Source organism: Massilia sp. IC2-278, assembly GCF_020708045.1.
In the GTDB taxonomy this organism is placed as follows: Bacteria; Pseudomonadota; Gammaproteobacteria; order Burkholderiales; family Burkholderiaceae_D; genus Telluria.
The window spans coordinates 123,316-147,728 of sequence record NZ_JAJFES010000004.1; the positions used below are offsets into that span (position 1 = coordinate 123,316).

The window sequence follows — 24,413 nt, forward strand, 5'->3', positions numbered from 1 at the left end:
ACCCCAACTATTCAAACGCTCTGGCCGGTGACGAAGCCGGAGGCCCAGGCCCATTGGAAGTTGTAGCCGCCGAGCCAGCCGGTGACGTCGACGGATTCGCCGATGAAGTACAGGCCGGGCACTTTGTTCGCCATCATGGTTTGCTGGGACAATTCTCGGGTGTCGACGCCGCCCAGGGTGACTTCGGCCTTGCGGTAGCCTTCCGAGCCGGTCGGGACGATGGCCCAGCGGTTGATGGCGTCGCCGAGTTTACGCAGCTTGGCGTCGGCCATGTCGGCCAGGCGGGCATCGGGGGCGAAGCCGTTGGCCAGCAGCAGGCCTTCGGCCAGGCGCGCGGGCAGCCATTGCGACAAAACGTTGCCGAGCTGTTTTTTCACCGTGGTTTTCGAGCCGATCAGTTCTTCGGCGACGTCCATTTCCGGCAGCAGGTTCAGCACGATCGGCGTGCCGGGTTGCCAGTAGCTGGAAATCTGCAGGATTGCCGGGCCGGACAGGCCACGGTGGGTGAACAGCAGGTCTTCGCGGAAGTGGCCCTTCTTGGCCCCCTTCCCTTTGCCGGAACCGGTCGACACTTCCACTTCCAGCGCGATGCCGGCCAGCGGTGCGAATGGCGCCCAGCTCGGGCCGTCGAAGGTCAGCGGCACCAGGCCGGGACGCGGCTCGATTACCTTCAGGTCGAATTGGGTGGCGATGCGGTAGCCGAAATCGGTGGCGCCGATTTTCGGAATCGACAGGCCGCCGGTGGCAATCACCACGCTGGCCGCTTCGATATCGCCGTGGTCGGTGGCGATGAAGAAACCGTCTTCGAATTTCTCGATCGATTCGATCTTGCATGGCATGCGCCAGGCGACTTCGCCTTTCAGGCATTCCGATTTCAGCATGTCGATGATTTGCTCGGCCGATTCGGTGCAGAACAGCTGGCCGCGGTGCTTTTCGTGGTGGGCGATGCGGTATTTTTTGATCAGCGCGATGAAATCCTGGGCCGTATAACGCGACAGTGCGCTCTTGCAGAAGTGTGGATTCTCGGACAGGTAGTTCTGGTGCGAGGCATTCACGTTCGTGAAATTGCAGCGCCCGCCACCGGAAATACGGATCTTTTCCGCGAGTTTATCGGCGTGGTCGATCAGCACCACGCGCTTGCCACGCTGCCCCGCCACGGCCGCAGCCATCATCCCGGCCGCACCCGCGCCGATTACCGCTACATCGAATTGTTTTGCCATGCTGCTGCCGTGCCCTTCGAACCGAATCGCCAAACCGGCCATTTTACCGCTTCGCGCAAGCAATTCCGAGGGCAGGCCTCAAAAACGCCGCAGCGATGCGACGTTCTTGTCAAGGCATCATGACCAACTTAGCTTCGCAAAGCGCGGGCAGCACGCACGCATTCCGCCACCTGGTTCAGGATCGAACGCGGCACCGGCACCTCGCCGCGCAGGGCGGCCGCGATCCAGCTTGCGGTGGCGGCCGCATCGCGCGCTTCCGGCACTTGCGACAAATCGTCGGTCGGCGCATCGCGCTCGACCAGCACCGTGCGCGTGCCGGCATGGAACCAGTCGATCTGCTGGGCGCGGTGCGGGTTGGCGACGGTTTCGCCTTCGGTACCGCGCATCAGGAAGGCGTCGCCGCGTTCGTGTGGAGCGGCCGTGGTGAAGTATTCGCCCAGTGTTTCCAGGTATTCGGGATGGGTGTAGGAGACCAGGCGCAGCGCCGGGCCTTCGAAAGGCTGCAGGATCTTGACGATGGTGTGGGTCGAGTTGCGCACGCCCAGGATGCGGCGCAGCGACAATTGGTGGGCCAGCGCCGGCGCCAGGGTCTCGATCGGCATGAAGGCCGGGCGGCGGGCGGCAAAGGCGTCCTGCACGTCGGCGCTGGAGCCGGCTTCGGCCAGGCCCATCTCGCCGAGGATTTCGGCGGTGGTCACGCGGCCCGGGTCGGTGCGCACGCCGTGCACCAGCGTCGGCATGCCTTCGCGCGCCAGCAGCAATGCCAGCAGCGGCGTCAGGTTGGCCAGCTTGCGCGCGCCGTTGTAGCTGGGGATGAGCACCGGCGCGTATTCTCCGGCGGGGCTGGGCAGCGGCGCGAAGGAACGCTCGGCGGCATCCATGAAGCCGGCCAGCTCCTCGACGGATTCGCCCTTGATGCGCATGGCGAGCAAAATGCCGCCGAGTTCGAGGTCGGATACGCGGCCATCGAGCATGGCGCCATACAGAGAAGCTGCGTCTTCGCGCGACATGCTGCGCGCGCCTTTGACGCCGCGGCCGATCTCCTTGATGAAGCGGGCGGCAGGGAATTGGTCGTTGTGAGTTTGCATCGCGTTACTTTACACCGATGTGTGGACGGCCGGCTTTTGCGCTGTTTGGTGCACCAATGCATTTTTGGCGCTACACTGGCCGATCCGACTTTTGCCCCACGGACGCATCATGCAGATCACACCAGATATCGAAAATACCAACGTTACCTCGTTCGGGCGCATGCCTACCCCGACCGAGCTGCACGCCAAACTGCCGCTGACCGAGCGCGCTTTCTCCACCGTCATGGAAGGTCGCGCCGCCTTGCGCGACATTCTCGACCGCAAGGACAAGCGTCTGTTCGTGGTCGTCGGCCCCTGCTCGATCCACGATCCGGAAGCGGGCCTGGATTATGCGCGCCGCCTGAAAGCCCTACAGGAAGAAGTGGCCGATACGATGCTGCTGGTGATGCGGGTGTATTTCGAAAAACCGCGCACGACCACCGGCTGGAAAGGCTACATCAACGATCCCTTCATGGACGATTCTTTCCAGGTCGACGTCGGCATGGAGCGTGCGCGCCAATTCCTGCTGGACGTGTGCGAACTCGGTTTGCCGACCGCTACCGAGGCGCTCGATCCGATTTCTCCGCAATACCTGGGCGATTTGATCGCCTGGACCGCGATTGGCGCACGCACCACCGAATCGCAGACGCACCGCGAAATGTCGTCGGGTCTGTCGACGCCGGTCGGCTTCAAGAATGGCACCGATGGCGACGTGAGTATTGCGATCAATGCGGTGCTGTCGTCGGCCAATCCGCATGCGTTTTTGGGTATCAACGACAAGGGCACGGTATCGATCGTGCGCACCCGCGGCAACGCCTATGGGCACGTGGTGCTGCGCGGGGGCGGCGACCGGCCGAACTACGATTCGGTGTCGGTGACGATCGCCGAGCAGGCGCTGACCAAGGCCAAGCTGCCGGCCAACCTGGTGGTCGATTGCTCGCATGCGAACAGCTATAAAAAGCCGGAACTGCAGCCGCTGGTGATGTCGGATGTGATCCAGCAAATCAAGCACGGCAACCGCTCGCTGGTGGGCGTGATGATCGAGTCGAATATCGTGGCGGGGAACCAGCCGATTCCGTCGGATTTGTCGCAACTGAAGTATGGGTGTTCGGTGACGGATGGCTGCATCGGCTGGGACGATACGGTGGCGATGCTGCGTAGCGCGCATAAAGAACTCCTCCAGCGTCCTTGATCGGTAACGTGCCGGATTGCGGCGCTGGATAATGGCGCCGCATTGGTAGGGTGGACACCTGTGTCCACGCGGTTTCACCGTTCGCATATACGTGCCAGGGCCGCAGGGCCGAATGCCGTGAGACAGCGTGGACACAGGTGTCCACCCTACGCCAACGCGTCGGTCGCTGGCCATAACATCGGCGTCGTCAGGTATTTGCCCAACATCCCCCGCAGCGCCGGCAGTCCGGGTGCTTTACAATACCGGATTCCGCTTTCCCCTCCCCTCTGTTCCCATGATTGTTCTCGGCGTCGAATCCTCCTGCGATGAAACCGGCCTGGCTCTGTACGATACCGAGCGCGGCCTGCTGTCCCATGCCCTGCATTCGCAGGTGGCCATGCATGAAGAATACGGTGGCGTGGTGCCGGAACTGGCGTCGCGCGACCATATCCGCCGCGCCCTGCCCCTGCTCGAACAGACGTTGAATAAAGCCGGCATCGCCAAGAACGACATCGACGCCATTGCCTATACCCAGGGCCCGGGCCTGGCCGGCGCGCTGCTGGTCGGCTCCTCGGTGGCCTGCAGCCTGGGCCTGGCGCTGGACAAGCCTGTGCTCGGCGTGCACCACCTCGAAGGCCACCTGCTGTCGCCGCTGCTCGCCAGCGAGCGTCCCGACTTTCCCTTCATCGCCCTGCTGGTATCGGGCGGCCACACCCAGCTGATGCGCGTCGACGGCGTCGGCCGCTACACGCTGCTGGGCGAAACCCTGGACGATGCCGCCGGCGAAGCCTTTGACAAGTCCGCCAAGCTGCTCGGCCTCGGTTACCCGGGCGGGCCGGCGATTTCGCGCCTGGCCGAATTCGGCGATCCGGCTGCCTACACCCTGCCGCGCCCGATGCTGCACTCGAAGGATTTCAATTTCAGCTTCTCGGGCCTGAAGACGGCGGTGCTCACCGTGGTGAAGAACCACGAGGAAAAGGTGATCGCGAATATCTGTGAACAGGACAAGGCGAACATCGCGCGCGGTTTCGTGGATGCGATTGTCGACGTGCTGGTGGCCAAGTGCGTGAATGCGCTGCGCCATACCGGCCTGAAACGCCTGGTGATCGCCGGCGGCGTGGGCGCCAACAAGCAGTTGCGCGAAGCCTTGAACGCGGCCGCGGCCAAGCGCAAGTTCCGCGTGTTTTATCCGGAGCTGGAATTCTGCACCGACAATGGCGCAATGATCGCCTTTGCCGGCGCCATGCGCCTGGAAAAGAACCCGGCGCTGGCCATGCGCGACTACGCTTTCAACGTCCGTCCGCGCTGGCCGCTGGACGAGCTGGAAGCGGCCTGAGGCGAGGCTCTCAAGGCGCCCTGCCGGTAATGAACTTGCAACGCTGACACCGATCCTACCGTGTGACCGCCGTGCGCCAAAGAATGGCACACTCTGACGGTTCAGTTTTCGGAGGTCCTACATGCGCGTTGTGAGTTGGAACATCCATTGGGGCTGTGGAAGGGACGGGCGCATCCGTATCCACGCGATCATCGATGTGCTGCGCAAGCTTAATCCAGACGTCATCTGCCTGCAGGAAGTAGCCGCCAATCATCCTGAGCTCGAAGGAAGCGCGACCGCGAACCAGTTCAAGCAACTGGCCGGCGCGTTTGGCGGCTACCATGCCATCGATTATGCCCCGAGCGAAATCTACCGCAACAATGTTCCCCGCCTGTTCGGCAACCTGATTCTTTCCAAGTACCGCATCACCCAGGCCCACCGGCACTCGCTGCCGTGGCCGTTCGATCCTGTATCGCCGGGCATGCCGCGTGGGGCGATCGAAGTCGTGCTCGATACGCCGCGCGGCAAGCTGCGGGTGGTGACCACGCACCTTGAATATTATTCGCAGCTGCAGCGCCGGGCCCAGGTAGGGCGGCTGCGCGAACTGCATGCGCAGGCCTGTGCGCGGGCGCGCGCTTTCCAGCCGAATCCGGAGATGGATGCGCCGTTCCAGCTGGGCGAATTGCCGGCATCGGCGATTTATTGTGGGGATTTTAATTTGCAGCCGGGATCGGAGGAATACGAGGCGCTGCTGGCGCCGCCCTTGTCGGGCGAACTGGCGTTGGTGGATGCGTGGCGGGCGAGGCATCCGGACCATGCGCGGGCGCCGACGGCGGGGCTGCATGGGTTTGCGTGGCCGGAGAAGCCGGATTGCTACGATTATTTCTTTGTGACCGAGGATTTACGGCCGAGGATTGGGGAGGTGGAGGTGCAGTCGGAGACGGCGGTGTCGGATCATCAGCCGATCGTGCTCGATCTGGTGTGAGGCGGTTGTGGGTGATCTTCTGGATGCGGTGGCAAGATGCTGACGGTTCGATCACATCGGAGGCCAACACGATGCGGGCTTCCGCGTGGGCACGGGGTGCCCACCCTACGTGTGCAAACTGTGTTGGCTGGGACCATCGTAGGGTGGGCACCCCGTGCCCACGCGGAACGCGCCGCCGTGTTGGCCCTGTTTGAATCCCGCTGCCAATCGCCCCGCGGCGCATCCTGAAGATCAGCCGAGCGCCTCCTGCCCCTGCGCCGCAATCTCCCGCAAGGCCCGTTCGAACACCTCTGGTGGCTGCCCACCCGAAATCAAATGCCGCTGGTTGATGATAATCGCCGGCACCGAACGAATCCCCGCCTTCTGGAAGAAGTGTTCCGTCTCGCGCACCTCGTCGGCATACTCGCCCGACTCCAGCACGCGCTGCGCCTCGGCCGTGTCCAGCCCGACCTGCCCCGCCACGCGCACCAGCAATTCGCGCGAGCTCGGGTCTTCGCAGTGGGTGAAATAGGCTTCGAACAGCGCGAGCTTGAGCGCGTGCTGGCGGCCCTGCTCTTCGGCCCAGTGCAGCAGGCGGTGCGCGTCGAAGGTGTTATAGATGCGGCCGCGGCGCGCCATGTCGAACTGGAAGCCGACCGCTTCGCCGCGCTGGCGGATCTGTTCGCGCGACTGGATCTGCTGCTCCAGCGGGGCGCCATACTTCTCGGTGATGTGCTCGACGATGTCCTGGCCCTCGGGCCCCATGTCCGGGTTCAGCTCGAAGGGCTGGAAATGCAGGTCGACGGTGACATCCGGCGCCACGCGTTCGATGGCCTGCTCCAGCGACTTGAGGCCGATCGCGCACCACGGGCACGACACGTCCGATACGAAATCAATCCTCAATTGCTTGCTCACGCGACACCGCCTTCCTGAAATGAATACCGGCGCAGGATGCGCCGGCTGTCCACCCATATGGGCATGCTTGCGAGAGAATCAAGCTTTACTTCTTCTTGGCCCCCGCCGCCTTGCTACCGATGCGCGACTCCTTGCCGGCGATCAGGTTGCCGATGTTGGTGCTGTGGCGGTACAGCAGCAGCGAGCTCATGGCGACCACGGCGAACAGGATCGCATCGACGCCGAACAGCAAGCCGTAGTAGAACGGCGCAAACACCGAGGCGATCAGCGCCGCCAGCGAGGAATAGCGGAAGGCATAGGCCACCACCAGCCAGGTGACCAGGGTCGCCAGGCCCAGCCAGACGTTCAGGCCGAGCAGCACGCCGAGGGCAGTCGCCACGCCCTTGCCGCCGACGAAGCGGAAGAACACCGGCCACAGGTGACCGAGGAAGACCGCGATCGATACCAGCGCGATGCCGGTATCGTCGATGCCGAAGTCGGGGCCGAAATGCACCGCCAGGAACACGGCCAGCCAGCCCTTGGCGCCGTCGCCGATCAGGGTGGCAATTGCCGCTTTTTTACTGCCGCTGCGCAGCACATTCGTGGCGCCCGGGTTTTTCGAACCATAGGTGCGCGGGTCGGACAGGCCGAACACGCGGCTCATCACCACGGCAAAGGAAATCGAGCCGATCAGGTAGGCTGCAACGACGGCGATCAGTGTATTCATGTTGTCTCTCTGTTATTTCCTACAAGTAAAGCGAGCGTGAATATACACTAGCCGGCCGGGCGGCGATAGTCAGTCGGCCAGCGCACATTGCACCGGCTTCGCGCCGAGCACGTCGACCAGTACCTGCGGCGCGATGCCGACCAGATAGCCGCGCCGGCCGCCGTTGATGTAGATTTTTCCCAGCGCCAGGATGCTCTCTTCCACGTAGACCGGCATCGCCTTTTTCGTGCCGAAGGGCGAGGTGCCGCCCACCAGGAAGCCCGAGTGGCGCTGGGCTACTTCCGGCTTGCAGGGTTCGACCGCCTTGCAGCCGATCGCGCGCGCCAAATTTTTCGTCGACACCTTGCGGTCGCCGTGCATCAGCACGATCAGCGGACGCGCCGCCTCGTCCTGCATCACCAGGGTCTTGACCACGTCGTGTTCGGGCACGCCCAGCTCGCGCGACGATACCGCCGTGCCGCCGTGTTCCTCATAGGCGTAGGGATGCTCGGAAAACACCACGGCGTGCTTGCGCAGCCAGGCGGTGGCGGGCGTTTCTGAGACGTGCTCTTTCTTGGCCATGCGTGATACGCTAATCACTGGAATAAAGGGGTTTCTATTATGCAGCAACTGATACAGCAAGAGCTACGTTTTGCGACGTTCAACGTCTGCAACCTGGCGCCGCCGGGCGTGAAGCTCTACGACAATCTGCTGCCCACCACCGAGGAAGAATACGAAGCCAAGCTGGACTGGACGGCGCACCAGATCGACCTGCTCGATGCCGACGTCATCGGCTTCCAGGAAATCTTCTCGCAGGCCACCTTGCGCGAAGTGCTGGCGCGCACGCGGCGCTACCGCGAAGCCTTCCATGCCGGCTTCGACCCCGACCCGGCCGCCATGCGCCTGACCCCGAGCGTGGCCCTGGTCTCGCGCCTGCCGCTGGTGGTGCCGGCCCAGCCCCTGCGCGACTTCCCGCGCGGGATCGAACTGCCCCATGGCAGCCGCGACGCCGCCCGCTTTACCCGCGCGCCGCTGCACGCCATCGTGCAGGTCTCGCAGGATGTGTCGGTGGACGTGGTGGTGGTGCACCTGAAGTCGCGCCGCCCCGACTACCGCACCGGCGACACCGGCGAAGACCCGGCCCTGTACGCCCTCGCCTGCCTGCGCTCGCTCATCCGGCGCGGCACCGAGGCGGCGGCCCTGCGCGTGCTGCTCACGGAAATGGGCCGCGCCAACCGCCGCCCGCGCGTGGTGCTGGGTGACTTCAACGACGTCGCCGATTCGGTCACCACCGGCATCGTGCTCGGCGCCGGCGCGCCGATGGCCGACCGCCTGTACGATGCCAACGAGGTGCAGCGCCGCGTCGACCATGCGCGCCACATGGGCTTCTCGTGCGTGCACGAGGGCCATTACTCGACCATCGACCACATCCTGGTGTCGGAAGAATTCAATGCCGCCCTGCCGGATGCCATCGGCGAAGTGGTGGAGGTGCTCTACCTGAACGACCACCTCGACCTGGCCCTGCCCGAAGCCTCGGACCACGGCCAGGTGCTGGCGCGCATTCGCTTGTTCGACGAAAGCCACGGGCTGCGTGACGCCGGGATGTAAATGTTTCATCCGTGGTGAGCATTCATGCGGCGCTTCCCGTACGGTGGGCACTCCGTGCCCACGCGGAACGCATCGCAGTGTCAGCGCCGTTCCAGCCCCGAGATACGCATCCAGGCAACGTATCTGAGAGCACATCGTTACAGCGCCGTAGGGTGGGCACCCCGTGCCCACGCGGAACGCGCTGCAGTGTCAGCAGCGTTCCAGCCCCGAGAGACGCATTCAGACAACATATCTGAGAGCACATCGCTAAAGCCACGCTCGGGCAGGCTTTGAGCTGCCGATATGCTCCGGGATATCGCTCATCGGAGCGGACGGCGACAATGGAAACCAGCTAACACTGCCGCGCCTTCCGCGTGGGCACGGAGTGCCCACCCTACGGAAGCGCACGGGCCATGGTTCCAACTGGTGCCAGCCACACGCGTTCCGTCCCGCTTTTCTGCATTTCATCGTCCGTATTCGGCTGCTTGTCGCATTCCGATGGCGGTCAATGTTGCCAATTTCTATAGTCTCGACCATGCGCAAGTAGCTCCGTCTTCCAAGGGAAAGGTGGAGCACGGGCGCTACCGCTCATCCGCTTTCCAACAACACCAACAACGGCCGCCATGAAAATCGAGACCTTGCCGCTTACGCCCGCGATCCCCCTTTCCACCAAGCGCCGCTGGCGCAAACCGGCGATTGCGCTGGCTGTGGCGGTCGCGCTCGCCGGCGGCTGGTTCGCTTTCAAGGGCACATCCGCGCCGCCCGCCCCTGCGCCCAAAGCCGAGGCCAAGCCCACGGTCTTCGAGCTCTCGCACAGCGACGTGGTCACGGTCGAGGCGCGCGAACTGGCGCGCCGCCTGCCGCTGTCCGGTTCGCTGGCGCCGCTGTCCCAGGCCACGGTGAAATCGAAGGTCTCGGGCGTGGTGCTGGAAACCGGCCTGCGCGAAGGCATGAACGTCAGCGCCGGCCAGGTCATCGCGCGCCTGGACGACGCCGACGCGCGCGCCCGCGTGGCCCAGTACGCGGCGGCGCTGAAGGAGGCCAATGCGCGCCTGGCGCTGGCAACCAAGAACGAAGCCAACAGCCAGGCCCTCCTGAAGCAGAACTACATCTCGCAAAATTCCTTCGACACCACGCGCAACAGCGTCGAACTGGCCCAGGCATCGGTGGACGCCGCGCGCGCCCAGCTCGACCTGGCGCGCATCGCCCTGAACGACACCGTGATCCGCGCGCCGCTGTCGGGCGTGGTCAGCAAGCGCTTCGTGCAGGCCGGCGAAAAGCTGTCGCCCGACAGCCCGGTGATGGCCATCGTCGACTTGCAGCACCTGACGCTCGACGCCCAGGTGCCGGCCTCCGACATCCCGCGCATCCAGGTCGGCCAGGACGTGCACTTCCGCGTCGACGGTTTCGACGCGCGCGACTTCACCGGCAAGGTGGCGCGCATCAATCCGGCCACCGAGGCCGGTTCGCGCGCGATGCTGGTGTATATCAGCGTAGCCAACACCGACGGATTGCTGCGCGCCGGCATGTTCGCGAAAGGCCAGATCACCACCGATAAATCCGAAACGCGTCCGATCGTGCCGCTGGCCGCCCTGCGCAAGGACGGCGAGCGCGACGTGGTCTACCGCGTCGCCGACGGCAAGGTCGTGGCGCAGCCGGTGCAGCTCGGCATGCGCAACCAGGACGAAGGCATGGCCGAAGTCACCCACGGCATCGATGCCGGCGCCGTGCTGCTGAACGTGCCGCTCGATGGGGTAAAGCCGGGTGCCCAGGTGAAGCTGGCAGGCGCCGCGACGGCGAAACCGGATGCGAAGTCCGCCGACAAGCCTGTCGTCGTCGCGAAAAAGGACTGAGCCATGTGGATCACCAAAGTCAGTATTCGCCACCCGGTTTTCGCCACCATGGTCATGGTCGGCCTGATGGTGCTCGGCCTGTTCTCCTACCGCACCCTGGGCGTGGAGAGCATGCCGAACGTCGATCTGCCGTTCGCCTGGGTCGAGACCCAGTACCCGGGCGCCTCGCCGGAACAGGTGGAAAACGACGTCACGCGGCCGATCGAGGAAGTCATCAACACCGTCAGCGGCGTGAAGACCATCCGCAGTAATTCCTGGGAAGGCCGCAGCGGCGTCTCGGTCGAATTCCACATCGCCACCAACACCGACAAGGCGATGCAGGACTTGCGCGACAAGGTGGCGCGCGTGCGCCCGGGCTTCCCGAAAGAGGTGAAGGAACCCTTCATCATCCGCGCCGACGGCGAGAACCAGCAGCCGGTGGTGCGCCTGTCGGTGAGCTCGAACGAGCGCGACATGCGCGCCCTGTCGCTGCTGGCGGAACAGGTGATCGTCAAGCGCCTGCAAAGCGTGGCCGGCGTCGGCGAAGTGCGTACCGGCGGCGTGGCGACGCGCCAGATCCTGGTGCACGTGAAGCCGGAACAGCTGCGCAGCCAGAACATCGGCATTGACGAAGTACTGCGCGCGATCCAGGCCACGAATGCGAATCTCCCGGCCGGCAATCTGCAGTACGGAGCCGCCGAGCGCCTGGTGCGCGTGGAAGGCAAGATGCGCGAAGCGCGCGAGTTCAACAACATCATCGTGGCGCGCCGCGCCAGCGGGCCGGTCTACCTGTCGCAGGTGGCCGAGGTGATCGACGGCGAGCGTGAAGAAACCTCGATCTCGCGCGTGAACGGCCAGCGCGCCATTTCGGTCGACATCACCAAGGTGCAGGATGCGAACACCGTGCAGGTGGGCACCGGCATCATCAAGATGGTCGAGGAGATGCGCAAGACCCTGCCCGCCGACGTCCACTTCCGCGTCATGGACGACCAGTCGACCACGGTCCAGCAGCAGCTCGACAACGTGAAGCGCACCATCATCGAAGGCGCGATCCTGACGATGGTGATCGTGTTCCTGTTCCTGCACTCCTGGCGCAGTACGGTGATCACCGGCCTGACGCTGCCGATCTCGGTGCTGGCCTCGTTCATCGCGATGCGCTACTTCGGCTTCACGCTGAACTTCCTGACGCTGATGGCGCTGTCGCTGTGCATTGGCCTCTTGATCGACGATGCGATCGTCGTGCGCGAGAACATCGTGCGCCACCTGGGCATGGGCAAGTCGCACATGCGCGCCGCCGAAGACGGCACCAACGAGATCGGTCTCGCCGTGATGGCGACCACCTTTGCGATCGTTGCCGTGTTCGTGCCGATCGCCTTCATGGATGGCATCATCGGCCGCTTCTTCCTGCAGTTCGGCGTGACGGTGGCGGTGGCCGTGATGGTGTCGCTGTTCGTGAGCTTCACGCTCGACCCGATGCTGTCGTCGGTGTGGCCGGACCCGGTGAAGGACCGCTTCAAGTACCTGCCTTGGCTGGGCCGCATCATGGCGCGCATCGAGCACGGCATCGAGCACGTGCACACCTGGTACGGCAAGGTGCTGGCGCTGGCCCTGCGCTGGCGCAAGGCCACCCTGGCGCTGGCGCTGGCGGTGTTCGTCGGCAGCCTGGCCCTGGTGCCGATGATCGGCGGCGAGTTCGCACCAAAAACCGACAACGGCTTCATCGAAATGCGCTTCAAGACCCCGGTCGGCTCCAGCCTGGCCTATACGGATGCGAAGGTGAAGCAGATCGAGGACATCCTGCGCGAGTACAAGGAAATCGACGCCATCAGCAGCGCCATCGGCGTCTACGAAGGCCACAACAGCGCCCAGGTCGTGCTGAAGCTGACCGACGTGAAGAAGACCGGGCGCCGCTCGCAGGAAACCATGGAGTCGGTGATCCGCGAACGCCTGTCCTCGATTGCCGGCATCACCATGTCGGTCGGTAACAAGCCGATCTTCATTGCGATCCTGGGCCGCGACGAAGCCAAGCTCGATGCCGTAGCGCACAAGCTGATGGACAAGATGCGCACGATCAAGGGCGTGGCCGACATCGAATACAGCCAGGAAGGCGCGAACCCGGCCACCGTCATCCGCATCAACAACGAGCTGGCCAGCGACCTCGGCTTGTCGGTGCAGCAGGTCGGCGCGGCGCTGCGCCCGTTCGTGGCCGGCGACGAGATCAGCCAGTGGCTGGCGCCGGACGGCCAGAACTACCAGGTGAACGTGCAGCTGCCGCGCAACGGGCGCCAGAAGGTGGCGGATTTGGCGGACCTGTCGCTGGCTTCCTCGCGTCTCGATGCTACAGGCAATCCGATCATGGTGCCGCTGCGCCAGGTGGTCGAGTTCGTGCCCTCGTTCAGCCCGCAGGTGCTCAAGCGCCAGGCGCTGGAGCGGCGCGTGGCGATCTACGCCGGTGTCGAAGGCCGCCCATCGGGCGACGTGAACGGCGACATCGACAAGGCGATGAAGGAAATCGAACTGCCGGAAGGCGTGCGCTTCGACGTCGGCGGCGATGCCCAGCAAATGGCTGAAACGATGGGCAACTTCCTGTCGGCGATCGTGATTGCGATTATCTTCATCTATCTGGTGCTGGCGTCGCAGTTCGGCAGCTTCCTGCAGCCGATCGCCATCATGATGTCGCTGCCGATGTCGCTGATCGGGGTGCTGGTGGCCCTCTTGGTAACGGGCAGTACGCTGAATGTGTTCTCGGTGATCGGCGTGGTGATGCTGATGGGGCTGGTGACCAAGAATGCGATCCTGCTGGTGGACTTTGCGAATCACAGCCAGCGTGCGGGGCAGGCGCAGTTCGCGGCGATCCTGGAAGCGGGCCAGGTGCGTTTGCGTCCGATCCTGATGACGACGCTGGCGATGATCTTCGGCATGCTGCCAATGGCGATCGGCGCGGGGGATGGCGGCGAAACCCAGGCGCCGATGGGGCGCGCGGTGATCGGAGGTGTGATTACCTCGACCCTGCTGACGCTGGTGGTGGTGCCGGTGGCGTACAGCTACCTCGACAATATCGGCAAGCGTGCGAAGCGGTGGTTTGCCAAAGGGCATGAGGAAGTGGCGACCGATGACATGCCGGTGATCGCTAAAGAATCGGCGTAACAACCGAAGTCTGCGGCGCGAACCGTAGGGTGGGCACCCCGTGCCCACGCGGAACGCGCCGCAGTGTTATCGGCATTTGTGACGATAAATAAGCCTGACGTTAGCGGCTTCGGGGCGAGCCACTAACTTAATCGAAGCCACGGATGTGCTTTTGGATGCCGCCCATTTGATCGGGCGGCAACGAAATAATTCGGTCAACAATGGAGCGCGTTCCGCGTGGGCACGGGGTGCCCACCCTACGGGCGCCGCTACGATTGCTCGTGCGTCGCTGCTGCCTCCACTTCTACTGCTTCCCCCGCCTCTGCCGCCTCCCCTTCCGCCTTCGGACTGTTCTTCGCCTCCAGCTTGCGCTTGGCTTTTTCCTCCGCCTTGCGCTTCTTTTCCAGTTCCCGTTGCCGCTTTTCGTATTGGAAGTTGGTCCTTGCCATGATTTCCTCGTATGCAAGCTGACATGAAAGAATGGTGCCGAACCCGAACCATTATGCGCCAGTTAAGCGGCACGAACTTGACCAGTTTTGAACTAGCCCCGTGGGTGATGACGTGCATGCAGGTGCTTCAGACGCTCGCGCGCAACATGGGTATAAATCTGTGTGGTAGAAATATCCGAATGTCCCAGCAGGAGTTGCACCACGCGCAAGTCGGCGCCGTGGTTCAGCAGGTGTGTCGCAAAGGCGTGGCGCAGCGTGTGCGGCGACAGGGGCGCGCGGATGCCCGCCTTCAGCGCATGCTTCTTGATCAGTATCCAGAACATCTGCCGCGTCATCGGCCCGCCGCGCCCGGTCACGAACAGGGCGTCGTCCACCTGCCCATTCAGGATGATCCCGCGCGCATCCTTCAGGTAGCGCTCGACCCAGGCGCGGGCTTCCTCACCGAACGGCACCAGGCGCGTCTTGCTGCCCTTGCCGGTGATGCGCAGCACCCCATCGTTCAGGCTCAGTTCGACCAGTTTCAGCGCCACCAGTTCCGACACCCGCAGCCCGCTCGCATACATCAGCTCCAGCATGGTGCGTTCGCGCAGGCCCAGCGGCGTGCCCACGTCGGGCGCGTTCAGCAGCGCCTCGACCTGCTCTTCGGTGAGGGTGTGCACGAAGCGCAGCGGCTGGCGCGCCGTGGCCATCTTCAGGCAGGGGTCTTCCGCCACCTGGTTGCGCCGCAGCGCCAGCTGGTAGAAGCGTTTCAGGACCGATAGCCGCCGGTTAGCCGTGCTCGGCTTGGTGTCGGCATGGCGCTCGGCAAAATAGGCAGCGAGATGTTCAGCCCGCACGCCCAGTAGCCCGCACGCGGGATACCGGGCATGCAGCCACCCCGCAAACAGGCACAGGTCGCGCCGGTAGGCGTCGAGCGAGTTCTTCGCCAGGCCGTGTTCCAGCCACAGCGTGTCGCAGAACTCGTCGATCAGTCCCAGATCGACTGCTGCTGCCATGGCGATGCGGTGGCGCCTTCGTGGCGCAGGAGCCAGCGCTTGACGGACAAATGGAAGCCGTTCTCTTCGTCGTGGCTGGCAAAGCCGCCCAGGCCGCGCGCGGCCGTCACGCGGTGGCAGGGAATGACCAGCGGGAACCAGTTGGCGCCGCAGGCCTGGCCCACCGCGCGCGGCGCCGAGCCGAGTTCCTTGGCCAGGATGCCGTAGGTGCGCACGCTGCCGCGCGGAATGGCGCTGATCGCACCCCACACGCGGCGCTGGAAATCGCTGCCCGCTTCCATCAGCGGCAAATCGAAAACGAAATCGGGGTCGCGCAGGTACTGTTCGACCTGGCGCGCGGCTAGCTCGGCCGTGGCGTCCTGCGCCGCCTTGTCGCCGAAACGCGGCTCGAGGTAGACCAGTTCGCGCACGCGCTCGCCTTCGGTACGGATGCCGATGGCGCCGAACGGCGCCGGCACGATGGCGGAAAACAGCTCGCTGCCTAGTGGAGTATTCATGACGCGTAGTTTACTCCTCGCGTCCCCGGTCCACCAACTTTTTCGATCGAGCAATTTCTCGTATCTGGCGTCGGTTTATTGCAAAAACGACTATGCTAAAAACAAATACTGACACCGGACGAATATGCCGCGCGTACTCCGCTTACTGGTTTTCGTTTCACTGCTTGGCTGCCTGGGCCAGGCCGGCGCCCAGGTGTCTGCGCCGCTGCGGGTCGGCGTGTCGAATAATGCACCGAACCTGTTCATCAACCAGCAGGGCCAGGCCGACGGCATCCAGATCGACCTGCTGCGCGAGATGGCCAGCGCCGAACGCTGGACACTGGAATTCGTGCCCTGCGAATGGACCGCCTGCGTCGACCTGCTGGCCGAAGGGCGCATCGACCTGCTGCCCGACGTCGCCTGGTCCGAAGAGCGCGCGCGCGTGTTTGCCTTCCACCGCGTGCCCGCCGTGCACAGCTGGTCGCAGGTGTACGCCCGCTCCGGCAGCGGCATCCGCGCCCTGCCCGACCTGAAGGGCAGGCGCATCGCCGTGCTGTCCAGTTCGATCCAGGCCCAGACCCTGCCCGGCATCCTGGCCGGCTACGGCGCGCAGGCCGTGCTGCTGCCTTCGGCGTCGCTGGAACGCGCTTTTGACCTGGTGGCCGAAGGCGAAGCCGACGCCGTCGCCGCCAACCATTTCTTCGGCGACCACGAGGCCGCGCGCCAGAACCTGGTGGCGACCGGCGTCGTGTTCAACCCCAGCCGCGTGTACTACGCCGCCCTGCCCGGCCGCCAGCAGGCGGTGCTCGACGCCATCGACCGCAACCTGACGGCCTGGCGCGCCGATCCGAACTCGGTGTACTTCGCCACGCTGCGCCAGTGGCAGACCGATGGCGCCGTGCGCACCGTGCCCACCAACCTGTGGTGGGCGCTGGCGGCGGCGGTCGGGCTGCTGCTGTCGAGCCTGGCGGTGGCCAGCTGGCTGCGCACCGAAGTGGCGGTGCGCACCCGCGAGCTGCGCGAGAACGAGGAAAAGCTCACCACCATCCTCGACAGCGTGGAAAGCCTCATCTACATCAAGGATACGCAGTCGCGCTACCAGTACGTGAACGGCGCCATGTGCCGCATGCTGGAGCGTCCGGCGGCGGCCATCGTCGGCCAGGACGACGAAGCCCTGTTCGGCGTAGTGCAGGCGCGCATCGCGCGTGCCGGCGACCATGCCGTGCTCACCGAGCACCGGCGCTACGAAGCCGAGGAGCGCCTGTTCGGGAACATCTACCTGACCACTAAGATGCCGCTGGCGCGCGACGGCGAAGTGTATGGGCTGTGCGGGGTCACCACCGACATCACGCCCAACAAGCAGGCCGAGGAATCGCTGCGCATCGCCGCCATCGTGTTCCAGTCGGGCGAAGGCATGTGCGTGCTGAACCCCAACGCCGTGATGATCGAGGCCAACGAGGCCTGGGGCATCCTGGTCGGCACGCCCGCCGCCGAGCTGCCCGGCACGCCCTTCCCGCCGTTCTCGCTGGAGCACGACGGCGACGACTACCGCGAGCGCATGTGGAACACGGTGCGGCGCGAACAGACCTGGCAGGGCGAAGTCTGGACCCGGCGCCGCAACGGCCAGCCGTATCCGGCCTGGCTGACGGTGAGCGCGGTGCGCGACGAGGCCGGCGTGCTGACCAATTTCGTCTGCACCCAGTCCGACATCAGCGACCGCAAGCAGGCCGACGAGAAGATCGTCCAGCTGGCCTTCTACGATCCGCTCACCGGCCTGCCGAACCGGCGCCTGCTCTACGAGCGCCTCGACCATTGCGTGGGCCGGCACGGACGCAACCGCCGCGTCGGCGCCCTGCTGTTCCTCGACATGGACAATTTCAAGGACCTGAACGACAGCCGCGGCCATGTGGTGGGCGACCACCTGCTGCAGCAGGTGGCGGCGCGCCTGCTGCAGTGCGCGCGCGACAGCGACACCGTGGCGCGCCTGGGCGGCGACGAATTCGTGATCCTGCTGGAAGCGGTCGGCGCCAGCGAGGACGAAGCCATGCGGCATGCCGAGACGGTCGGCCACAAAATTTTGAGCGCGCTGCGCGACCCGTTCGAGGTCGGCGGCGCCGTGCACCACGCCAGCTGCAGCATCGGCGTCACCCTGTGCGGCGGCCACGAGCAGCAGCTCGACGACCTGATGCGGCGCGGCGACCTCGCCATGTACGAAGCCAAGCGCCAGGGCCGCAACACGCTGCGCTTCTTCCACACCTCGATGGAGCAGGAAGTCACCTACCGCACCGCCATCGAGACCGAGCTGCGCGAAGCGCTGCGCGAGCAGCAGTTCGTGCTGCACTACCAGGGCCAGGTCGACGGCGACGGCCTGCTGACCGGGGCCGAGGCCCTGGTGCGCTGGCAGCATCCGCACCGCGGCCTGATCGGGCCGGGCGGCTTCATCGCGATTGCCGAAACCTCGGGCCTGATCGTGCCGCTCGGGCGCTGGGTGCTGCGCAGCGCCTGCGAGCAGTTGGCCGCCTGGGCCGGCATGCCCGGCACCGCCCACCTGACGCTGGCGGTGAACGTCAGCGTGCGCCAGTTCCTGCAGGACGATTTCGTCGAGGAGACCCTGGCCATCCTGCTCGACACCGGGGCCGACCCGACGCGCCTGAAGCTGGAGCTGACCGAGACCCTGATGATCGAAGGGGTCGAGGAAACCATCGAGAAGATGCGCGCCCTGCGCGAGCACGGCATCTGCTTCTCGCTCGACGACTTCGGCACCGGGTATTCGTCGCTGAGCTACCTGAAGCGCCTGCCGCTGGACCAGCTGAAGATCGACCAGAGTTTCGTGCGCGACGTGCTCGACGACCCGAACGACGCCTCGATCGCGCGCAGCGTGGTGGCGCTGGGTAAATCGCTGGGGCTGGGGATCATTGCGGAAGGGGTCGAGACCGAGGCGCAGCGCTCGTTCCTGGCGGAGATCGGGTGCGAGAACTGGCAGGGCTTTTTGTTCAGCAGGCCGGTGGATGCGCGGACGCTGGAGGAGCTGGCAGCCTAGGTTCGTGGCCGTTTGCGGGTGGTTCGAGCGATCGTTCGCCGCCGCAGGCCAAAGGATGGGCACGTAACCGCGTGGGCACTTCGTCATTGATGCCCCCGGCATCAATGACCCCACCGTACGGTCGATATATCGTCCGAGGCATGTAATTCGACACGCACCGTTTCCCGTACGGTGGGCACCCCGTGCCCACGCGGTACGGACGCCTCCTTGCGGACACGTGCGGCGGCCAATCGCTCGCACCGCCCGCCAACGGCCACGAAAAAAACCAAAAAAAAAGCGCACCAGCGGTGCGCTCTGAATCATGGTCACGTCCCGGCCACTAGGCGTACCCGCAGCTTCTGTCGAACGTGTGTCTCCTCACATGATCTCCGGTATGGACTACCGGGTTTTTCTTCACTCCCCAAGACTTGTGTCCGGTGCATTCAGCACCACATTGGTGCCGGCAGCGCTCCATGATAACGCAACTGTGTCGGCAAAAGAATATTTTTTTATAACGATATGCACCGATCAGCCGTAGACGAGGTTGGGCAGCCACAGTGAAATCGCCGGCACGTAGGTCACCAGCAACAGGAAGCCCAGCATGGTCAGCAGCCAGGGCAGTACGGCCACCGTCAATTCCGAAATCCCCATCTTGGTAATCCCCGAGGCCACGTACAGGTTCAGCCCCACCGGCGGATGGCACATGCCCACTTCCATGTTCACCACGATCAGGATGCCGAAGTGGATCGGGTCGATCCCCAGCGCCACCGCCACCGGGAACAGGATCGGCGCCATGATCAGCACGATCGACGACGGTTCCATGACGTTCCCGGCCAGCAACAGCAAGATGTTCACCACCAGCAGGAAGCTGACCACGCCCAGGCCCTGTCCGGTAAGCCAGGCCGCCATCTGCTGCGGGATGTTTTCGCTGGTCATCAGGAACGAGAACAGCACCGCATTGGTGATGATGTACAGCAGCATGGCCGACAGCGAAGCCGAGTCCAGCAGCACCCGCCCTACCTGGTCCAGGCGCAGGTCCTTGTACACGAACACGGCGATGATGAAGGCGTACACGGCGGCGATCGCCGCGGCCTCGGTCGGCGTGAAGATGCCGCTATAGATCCCGCCCATCACGATCACGATCAGGAACAGGCCCCAGGCGCTCTTGCGGAAGGCCTGCCAGCGCTCGCCCCAGCTGGCTTTCGCCATGCGCGGGTAGCCGTGCTTTTTGGCCAGCACCCAGGTCGTCAGGCCCAGCAAAAACGCCAGCATCAGCCCCGGCACCACGCCGGCCATGAACAGCTTGCCGACCGAGGTGTTGGTGGTCACCGAATACATCACCATCACGATCGACGGCGGAATCAGGATGCCGAGCGCGCCCGAGGTCGTGATCACGCCGGCGCCGAAGCGCTTCGGATAGCCCTGCTTGACCATCGCCGGCAGGATGATCGAGCCGATCGCCACCACGGTGGCCGGGCTGGAACCCGACACCGCCGCGAACAGCGCGCAGGCCACCACCCCGGCCAGCGCCAGGCCGCCGTGCCAGTGGCCGACCATCGAGGTGGCGAAGCGGATCATGCGCCGCGCCACCCCGCCGTGGGTCAGGAAATTCCCGGCCAGGATGAAGAAGGGAATCGCCATGATCTCGAACTTTTCGATGCCGGTGAAGAGCTTCAGCGCCACCGATTCGATCGGCACCGTGGTCATGGTGAACAGGAAAGTGAGGACCGTCAGGCCGAGCGAGATCGAGATCGGCATCCCGGTCAGCATCAGGAGCAGCAGCAGGATGAAGATGATGGCTGCGTTCATGCGGCACCTTTCGAGATCGGCAGGTCTTCGTCGTCCAGGCCTTCGACCTGGGCCGGGTCATGGTGCGGTACTTCGCCGGTGCGGATGAAGGTCACCATCACCTGCAGGAAGCGGAAGCACATCAGGTAGGAACCGAGCGGCACGGCGAGATACACGATCCACATCGGCCATTCGAGGTCGGCCGAGGTCTGGTCGGTTTCCGACATGTGCCAGACGAAGTTGGCGCCGAGGGTGCCGACAATCCCGGTGAAGACGGCCCCGGCCAGCAGGCCGAAGACGATGAATTTCGAACGCCAGCGCGGGTTCAGGCGGTTGACGATCACGTCGACGCCGACGTGGATGCCGGTGCGCACGCCGTAGGCCGCGCCGAACTTGGCCATCCACACGAACATGTAGATGCACAGTTCCTGGGCCCAGCTGGTGTTGATCTGGATGAGGTAGTCCTGCAGCGCCGGAATCGGCAGCCCGGACAGGTAGCGATGCACCACCGCGATGAAGATGACGATGGTGGCCGCCGCCATCAGGGTCGCGATGATCCATTCTTCGAGTCGATCGAGGAATTTCATGGGTGTCTTTCAGGAGAACAGGCGTGCGCAGGCACGGCGCATGCCGTCCCTGCAAGCTTCACTACGCTCGATGCTGCCTTACTTCTTCGCGGTTTCGCGGGTGATCGACTGAATGAGGTCCTTGCCGATCCGGCTTTCCATCTGGCGCTGCACCGGCTGCAGGGCCGTGCGCCAGGCCGCCTGTTCCTGCGGCGTCAGGTTGTAGATGGTGGTCTTGCCGGCCTTGCGGATGGCTTCCAGCGCCAGGTCGTTGTCGCGCTGGGCGATGGCTTTTTCGAAGGTGGTGGCGTCGCGCATGGCCTGCTCGAGCTGGGCCCGGATGTCGGCCGGCAGCCCGTCCCAGAACTTCTTGTTGACGATGACGGCATAGCCCAGGTAGCCGTGGTTCGACACCGTCAGGTGCTTCTGCACCTCGTGCATCTTTTGCGTGTACATGTTCGACGGCGGGTTCTCGGTGCCGTCCACCACGCCGGTCTGCAAGGCTTGGTACACTTCCGAGAAGGCCAGCACCTGCGGGTTGGCGCCGAGCGCACGCATCTGCGCGTCCAGCACCTTCGAGGACTGGATGCGCATCTTCAGGCCGCGGAAATCGGCCGGGGCATGCAGCGGCTTGTTGGCCGACATGATCTTGAAGCCGTTGTCCCAGTAGGCGAGGCCCGTGATGCCTTTCGGTTCGAGTTTCTTCAGCAGGCCCCTGCCGATCGGGCCTTCGGTGACGGCGTACAGCGCCGCCTTCGAGGGGAAGATGTACGGCAGGTCGAAGGCTTCGAATTCCTTCACGCCGAGCGGGCCGAACTTGGCCAGCGAGGGCGCCAGCATCTGCACCGCGCCCAGCTGCAGGGCTTCGAGTTCTTCCTTGTCCTTGTACAGCTGGCTGTTCGGATACACTTCGACCTTGACCCGGCCTTTCGTCAGCTTTTCGGCCTGTTCCTTGAAGCGCTCGGCGGCCTGGCCCTTCGGCGTATCGGTCGCGACCACGTGGCTGAACTTGATGACGATGGGCGCCTGGGCCCAGGCGGAATTCATGGACAGGACGACGGCAAAGGCCGCGGCCAGGGCTTTGATCTGCATGGTGTCTCCTCGGTGTCTCGATTATTTTTGAACGACGCACAAACCATTCTGCTCTGCTGCATTTTGCATTGCATTTGTGGAATTCCACAATAACATCACTCGACGCAAACTTGTACGGTCCCGCATGAAAAATCCCATCCGCCTGCCGCGCCGCGCCAGCCTGTCCCGTCCCTGGCGCTGGCTGGTGCCGCTGCTGCTGGTGCTGCTGTTCCTGGCGGTGCTGATCTGGTTGCCCTGGCAGGCGCGCCAGATGGAGGCCAACGAGCGCCAGGAGCAGCTGATCGCCGACACGCTCTGGGTCGAGCAGACCCTGCGTTTCGAGCTGGCGCGCAGCGAGGAAGCCTTGTCCGTGCTCGGCGCAGACCTGCTGGTCAAGCCGCCCGCGCCCGAGCAGTTGCAGGCGCGCCTGGACCAGATGTTCAAGAACGGCCACGAACTGCGCCGCGTGCTCTGGCTCGGCCCCGATGGCGCGACCCTGGCCCATCACGGCCTGGAACTGCCGCCGGGCGGCCTGGCATCGGTCGGCGCCGAAGCCATGGAAATGGCACGCCTGACCCGCGCCGGCCGCTACACCGAGCCCTACGGCGCCAGCGCCCACGCGCCCGGCATGATCGACTACTACCTGCCGCTGTTCCGGCGCGGCCAGTACGCCGGCGCTTTGGTGGCCACCTACAGCCTGAAGGTCCTGCTCGACGAAACGGTGCCCTGGTGGTTCGCCCAGGACAACGCCCTGGCCCTGCTCGACCGCGACGACGACCCCGTGGCCGCGCGTGCCGACGGCGGACCGGGACGCGGCGTCTACACCCACCGCCGCGCGCTCGACCTGCCGGGCAGCTCGATCGTGCTGGCCACCGACAGCGTGAAGGGCTCGCCGCGCCTGCTGCCGAATTTGCTGGTCGGTTCGGTGATCGTGCTGGCGCTCGGTCTCCTGATCAGCCTGATGAGCCTGTGGCGCCACATCTCGCGTACCCTGGCCGCCGAAAGCGCGCTGCGCCAGCAGATGGCCTTCCGCACCGCGATGGAAAACTCGCTGCTCACCGGCCTGCGCGCGCGCGACCTGGAGGGGCGCGTCACCTACGTCAACAAGGCCTTTTGCCAGATCGTCGGCTTGCCGGCGGAAGAACTGCTCGGCAAGAAGCCGCCCATGCCCTACTGGGCGCCGGAAGCGACAACCGACTACGAAGAGCGCTTCGCCAAAATCCTGGCCGGCACCGCCACGCCGCAATTCGAAACCGTATTCCAGCGCACCGATGGCGTGCGCGTGCCGGTGCTGGTGTTCGAGGCGCCGCTGGTCGACAGCCGCGGCAAGCAGACCGGCTGGATGAGTTCCATCCTCGACATCACCGACCGCAAGAAGGCCGAGGAACTGAACCGTCAGCAGCAGGAAAAGCTCGAAGCGAGCGCGCGCCTGGCGACCATGGGCGAAATCTCGTCGATGCTGGCGCACGAGCTGAACCAGCCGCTGGCGGCGATTTCCAGTTACACAGCCGGCGCCCTGAACGTGCTGGAACGGGCCGACAAGGGCGTGCCGGTCGAGCCCAGCCTGCTGCGGCGCGCGCTGGAGCAGGCGCGCCAGCAGGCCCAGCGCGCCGGCCAGATCATCAAGAGCGTGCACGAGTTCGTGAAGAAGAGCGAGCCGCAGCGCGAGGAAGTGGCGATCAAGAGCGTGGTCGACGGCGTGCGCGCCCTGGTCGAGCTGCAGGCGCGCAAGGCTTACGTGGCGCTGCAGTTCGAGCTGCCGGCCCAGCTGCCCACGGTGCTGGCCGACCGCCTGATGCTGGAACAGGTGCTGCTGAACCTCACCCGCAACGGCATCGAGGCCATGGCCGAGGTGCCGCCCGAGCGGCGCGTGCTGCGCATTGCGGCCGATGCCGACGCGGCCCAGGTGTCGGTGTCGGTGATCGACAATGGCCACGGCATCCCGCCCGACGTGGCCGAGCGCCTGTTCTCGCCCTTCTTCTCGACCAAGGCCGAAGGCATGGGCATGGGCCTGTCGATCTGCCGCACGGCGATCGAATTCCACGGCGGTACGCTCACCCATGCGCCGAATCCGGGCGGCGGCACGGTGTTTACCTTCAGCCTGCCGCGCCGCGATGTGGCGGCGGCGGCATCTGCAACGGGTGCGCCTGAGCTAAAATAGTGCATT

19 protein-coding genes are annotated in these 24,413 nt (G+C 64.8%); 8 read left to right on the plus strand and 11 right to left on the minus strand.

From position 1 onward, the window contains the following. Positions 1-11: 11 nt before the first annotated feature. Positions 12-1,220 carry an NAD(P)/FAD-dependent oxidoreductase gene (locus LK540_RS10440; protein ID WP_229437236.1) on the minus strand — a complete coding sequence of 403 codons (1,209 nt, stop codon included), beginning with the start codon at positions 1,218-1,220 and terminating at the stop codon, positions 12-14. Positions 1,221-1,348: 128 nt separating this feature from the next. Next, a complete protein-coding gene (gene ybiB, locus LK540_RS10445; RefSeq protein WP_229437237.1) occupies positions 1,349-2,308 on the minus strand; it encodes a DNA-binding protein YbiB in 960 nt (319 codons plus the stop codon). Positions 2,309-2,417: 109 nt separating this feature from the next. On the opposite strand from ybiB, the gene LK540_RS10450 reads away from it, so the two are divergent. The 3 genes from LK540_RS10450 (at position 2,418) to LK540_RS10460 (ending at position 5,758) form a co-directional block, all read left to right on the plus strand. Further along, entirely contained in the window at positions 2,418-3,479 is a 1,062-nt protein-coding gene (locus LK540_RS10450) for a 3-deoxy-7-phosphoheptulonate synthase (protein ID WP_229437238.1), read from the plus strand. A 274-nt stretch (positions 3,480-3,753) separates the two neighbouring features. Continuing rightward, entirely contained in the window at positions 3,754-4,794 is a 1,041-nt protein-coding gene (gene tsaD, locus LK540_RS10455) for a tRNA (adenosine(37)-N6)-threonylcarbamoyltransferase complex transferase subunit TsaD (RefSeq protein ID WP_229437239.1), read from the plus strand. Positions 4,795-4,915: 121 nt separating this feature from the next. Further along, positions 4,916-5,758 carry an endonuclease/exonuclease/phosphatase family protein gene (locus LK540_RS10460; protein WP_229437240.1) on the plus strand — a complete coding sequence of 281 codons (843 nt, stop codon included), beginning with the start codon at positions 4,916-4,918 and terminating at the stop codon, positions 5,756-5,758. Between the two features lie 231 nt (positions 5,759-5,989). On the opposite strand, the gene LK540_RS10465 is transcribed toward LK540_RS10460, so the two are convergent. The 3 genes from LK540_RS10465 to LK540_RS10475 form a co-directional block, all read right to left on the minus strand. After that, positions 5,990-6,652, minus strand: coding sequence for a DsbA family oxidoreductase (locus tag LK540_RS10465; RefSeq protein WP_229437241.1), 663 nt, complete (start codon positions 6,650-6,652; stop codon positions 5,990-5,992). Between the two features lie 85 nt (positions 6,653-6,737). Then, the gene (gene plsY, locus LK540_RS10470; RefSeq protein WP_229437242.1) at positions 6,738-7,358 is read right to left on the minus strand and encodes a glycerol-3-phosphate 1-O-acyltransferase PlsY; all 621 of its coding nucleotides are present in this window, start codon (positions 7,356-7,358) and stop codon (positions 6,738-6,740) included. Positions 7,359-7,427: 69 nt separating this feature from the next. Beyond that, positions 7,428-7,919: an aminoacyl-tRNA deacylase gene (locus LK540_RS10475; protein ID WP_229437243.1), complete on the minus strand. Its 492-nt coding sequence runs from the start codon at positions 7,917-7,919 to the stop codon at positions 7,428-7,430. A gap of 51 nt (positions 7,920-7,970) precedes the next feature. On the opposite strand from LK540_RS10475, the gene LK540_RS10480 reads away from it, so the two are divergent. From LK540_RS10480 to LK540_RS10490, 3 genes are all read left to right on the plus strand, one after another. After that, a complete protein-coding gene (locus tag LK540_RS10480) occupies positions 7,971-8,945 on the plus strand; it encodes an endonuclease/exonuclease/phosphatase family protein (RefSeq protein WP_229437479.1) in 975 nt (324 codons plus the stop codon). A 602-nt stretch (positions 8,946-9,547) separates the two neighbouring features. Next, complete coding sequence (locus tag LK540_RS10485; RefSeq protein ID WP_229437244.1) at positions 9,548-10,777, plus strand: efflux RND transporter periplasmic adaptor subunit; 1,230 nt, start codon at positions 9,548-9,550, stop codon at positions 10,775-10,777. Between the two features lie 3 nt (positions 10,778-10,780). Continuing rightward, the gene (locus tag LK540_RS10490) at positions 10,781-13,903 is read left to right on the plus strand and encodes an efflux RND transporter permease subunit (protein WP_229437245.1); all 3,123 of its coding nucleotides are present in this window, start codon (positions 10,781-10,783) and stop codon (positions 13,901-13,903) included. 248 nt (positions 13,904-14,151) lie between these two features. On the opposite strand, the gene LK540_RS10495 is transcribed toward LK540_RS10490, so the two are convergent. The 3 genes from LK540_RS10495 to LK540_RS10505 all read right to left on the minus strand — a co-directional run bounded on the left by LK540_RS10495 (position 14,152) and on the right by LK540_RS10505 (position 15,823). Then, positions 14,152-14,331, minus strand: a complete 180-nt coding sequence (locus tag LK540_RS10495; RefSeq protein ID WP_229437246.1) for a hypothetical protein — start codon at positions 14,329-14,331, stop codon at positions 14,152-14,154. Between the two features lie 92 nt (positions 14,332-14,423). After that, entirely contained in the window at positions 14,424-15,326 is a 903-nt protein-coding gene (xerD, locus tag LK540_RS10500; protein WP_229437247.1) for a site-specific tyrosine recombinase XerD, read from the minus strand. After that, entirely contained in the window at positions 15,299-15,823 is a 525-nt protein-coding gene (locus LK540_RS10505; protein WP_229437248.1) for a methylated-DNA--[protein]-cysteine S-methyltransferase, read from the minus strand. Before LK540_RS10505 ends, xerD begins: the two co-directional genes overlap by 28 nt. A 124-nt stretch (positions 15,824-15,947) precedes the next feature. Here LK540_RS10505 and LK540_RS10510 point away from each other — a divergent pair, with 124 nt between their 5' ends. Then, on the plus strand, positions 15,948-18,842 hold the full coding sequence (locus LK540_RS10510) for an EAL domain-containing protein (RefSeq protein ID WP_229437249.1): 2,895 nt from the start codon (positions 15,948-15,950) through the stop codon (positions 18,840-18,842). 507 nt (positions 18,843-19,349) lie between these two features. Here the strand turns inward: LK540_RS10510 and LK540_RS10515 are convergent. From LK540_RS10515 to LK540_RS10525, 3 genes are all read right to left on the minus strand, one after another. After that, positions 19,350-20,630 carry a TRAP transporter large permease gene (locus LK540_RS10515; RefSeq protein ID WP_229437250.1) on the minus strand — a complete coding sequence of 427 codons (1,281 nt, stop codon included), beginning with the start codon at positions 20,628-20,630 and terminating at the stop codon, positions 19,350-19,352. Then, positions 20,627-21,196, minus strand: a complete 570-nt coding sequence (locus tag LK540_RS10520; RefSeq protein WP_229437251.1) for a TRAP transporter small permease — start codon at positions 21,194-21,196, stop codon at positions 20,627-20,629. Before LK540_RS10520 ends, LK540_RS10515 begins: the two co-directional genes overlap by 4 nt. A gap of 78 nt (positions 21,197-21,274) precedes the next feature. After that, positions 21,275-22,267, minus strand: coding sequence for a TRAP transporter substrate-binding protein (locus LK540_RS10525; protein ID WP_229437252.1), 993 nt, complete (start codon positions 22,265-22,267; stop codon positions 21,275-21,277). A gap of 124 nt (positions 22,268-22,391) precedes the next feature. On the opposite strand from LK540_RS10525, the gene LK540_RS10530 reads away from it, so the two are divergent. After that, positions 22,392-24,407: a PAS domain-containing sensor histidine kinase gene (locus LK540_RS10530; protein ID WP_229437253.1), complete on the plus strand. Its 2,016-nt coding sequence runs from the start codon at positions 22,392-22,394 to the stop codon at positions 24,405-24,407. Positions 24,408-24,413: the final 6 nt, after the last annotated feature.

Coding starts and splice junctions, on each gene's coding strand:
- LK540_RS10525 (WP_229437252.1), bottom strand. CDS start 22,267: ATGCAGATCAAAGCCCTGGCCGCGGCCTTTGCCGTCGTCCTGTCCATG.
- LK540_RS10520 (WP_229437251.1), bottom strand. CDS start 21,196: ATGAAATTCCTCGATCGACTCGAAGAATGGATCATCGCGACCCTGATG.
- LK540_RS10490 (WP_229437245.1), top strand. CDS start 10,781: ATGTGGATCACCAAAGTCAGTATTCGCCACCCGGTTTTCGCCACCATG.
- LK540_RS10505 (WP_229437248.1), bottom strand. CDS start 15,823: ATGAATACTCCACTAGGCAGCGAGCTGTTTTCCGCCATCGTGCCGGCG.
- LK540_RS10460 (WP_229437240.1), top strand. CDS start 4,916: ATGCGCGTTGTGAGTTGGAACATCCATTGGGGCTGTGGAAGGGACGGG.
- ybiB (WP_229437237.1), bottom strand. CDS start 2,308: ATGCAAACTCACAACGACCAATTCCCTGCCGCCCGCTTCATCAAGGAG.
- tsaD (WP_229437239.1), top strand. CDS start 3,754: ATGATTGTTCTCGGCGTCGAATCCTCCTGCGATGAAACCGGCCTGGCT.
- LK540_RS10530 (WP_229437253.1), top strand. CDS start 22,392: ATGAAAAATCCCATCCGCCTGCCGCGCCGCGCCAGCCTGTCCCGTCCC.
- LK540_RS10485 (WP_229437244.1), top strand. CDS start 9,548: ATGAAAATCGAGACCTTGCCGCTTACGCCCGCGATCCCCCTTTCCACC.
- plsY (WP_229437242.1), bottom strand. CDS start 7,358: ATGAATACACTGATCGCCGTCGTTGCAGCCTACCTGATCGGCTCGATT.
- xerD (WP_229437247.1), bottom strand. CDS start 15,326: ATGGCAGCAGCAGTCGATCTGGGACTGATCGACGAGTTCTGCGACACG.
- LK540_RS10495 (WP_229437246.1), bottom strand. CDS start 14,331: ATGGCAAGGACCAACTTCCAATACGAAAAGCGGCAACGGGAACTGGAA.
- LK540_RS10510 (WP_229437249.1), top strand. CDS start 15,948: ATGCCGCGCGTACTCCGCTTACTGGTTTTCGTTTCACTGCTTGGCTGC.
- LK540_RS10440 (WP_229437236.1), bottom strand. CDS start 1,220: ATGGCAAAACAATTCGATGTAGCGGTAATCGGCGCGGGTGCGGCCGGG.
- LK540_RS10515 (WP_229437250.1), bottom strand. CDS start 20,630: ATGAACGCAGCCATCATCTTCATCCTGCTGCTGCTCCTGATGCTGACC.
- LK540_RS10450 (WP_229437238.1), top strand. CDS start 2,418: ATGCAGATCACACCAGATATCGAAAATACCAACGTTACCTCGTTCGGG.
- LK540_RS10475 (WP_229437243.1), bottom strand. CDS start 7,919: ATGGCCAAGAAAGAGCACGTCTCAGAAACGCCCGCCACCGCCTGGCTG.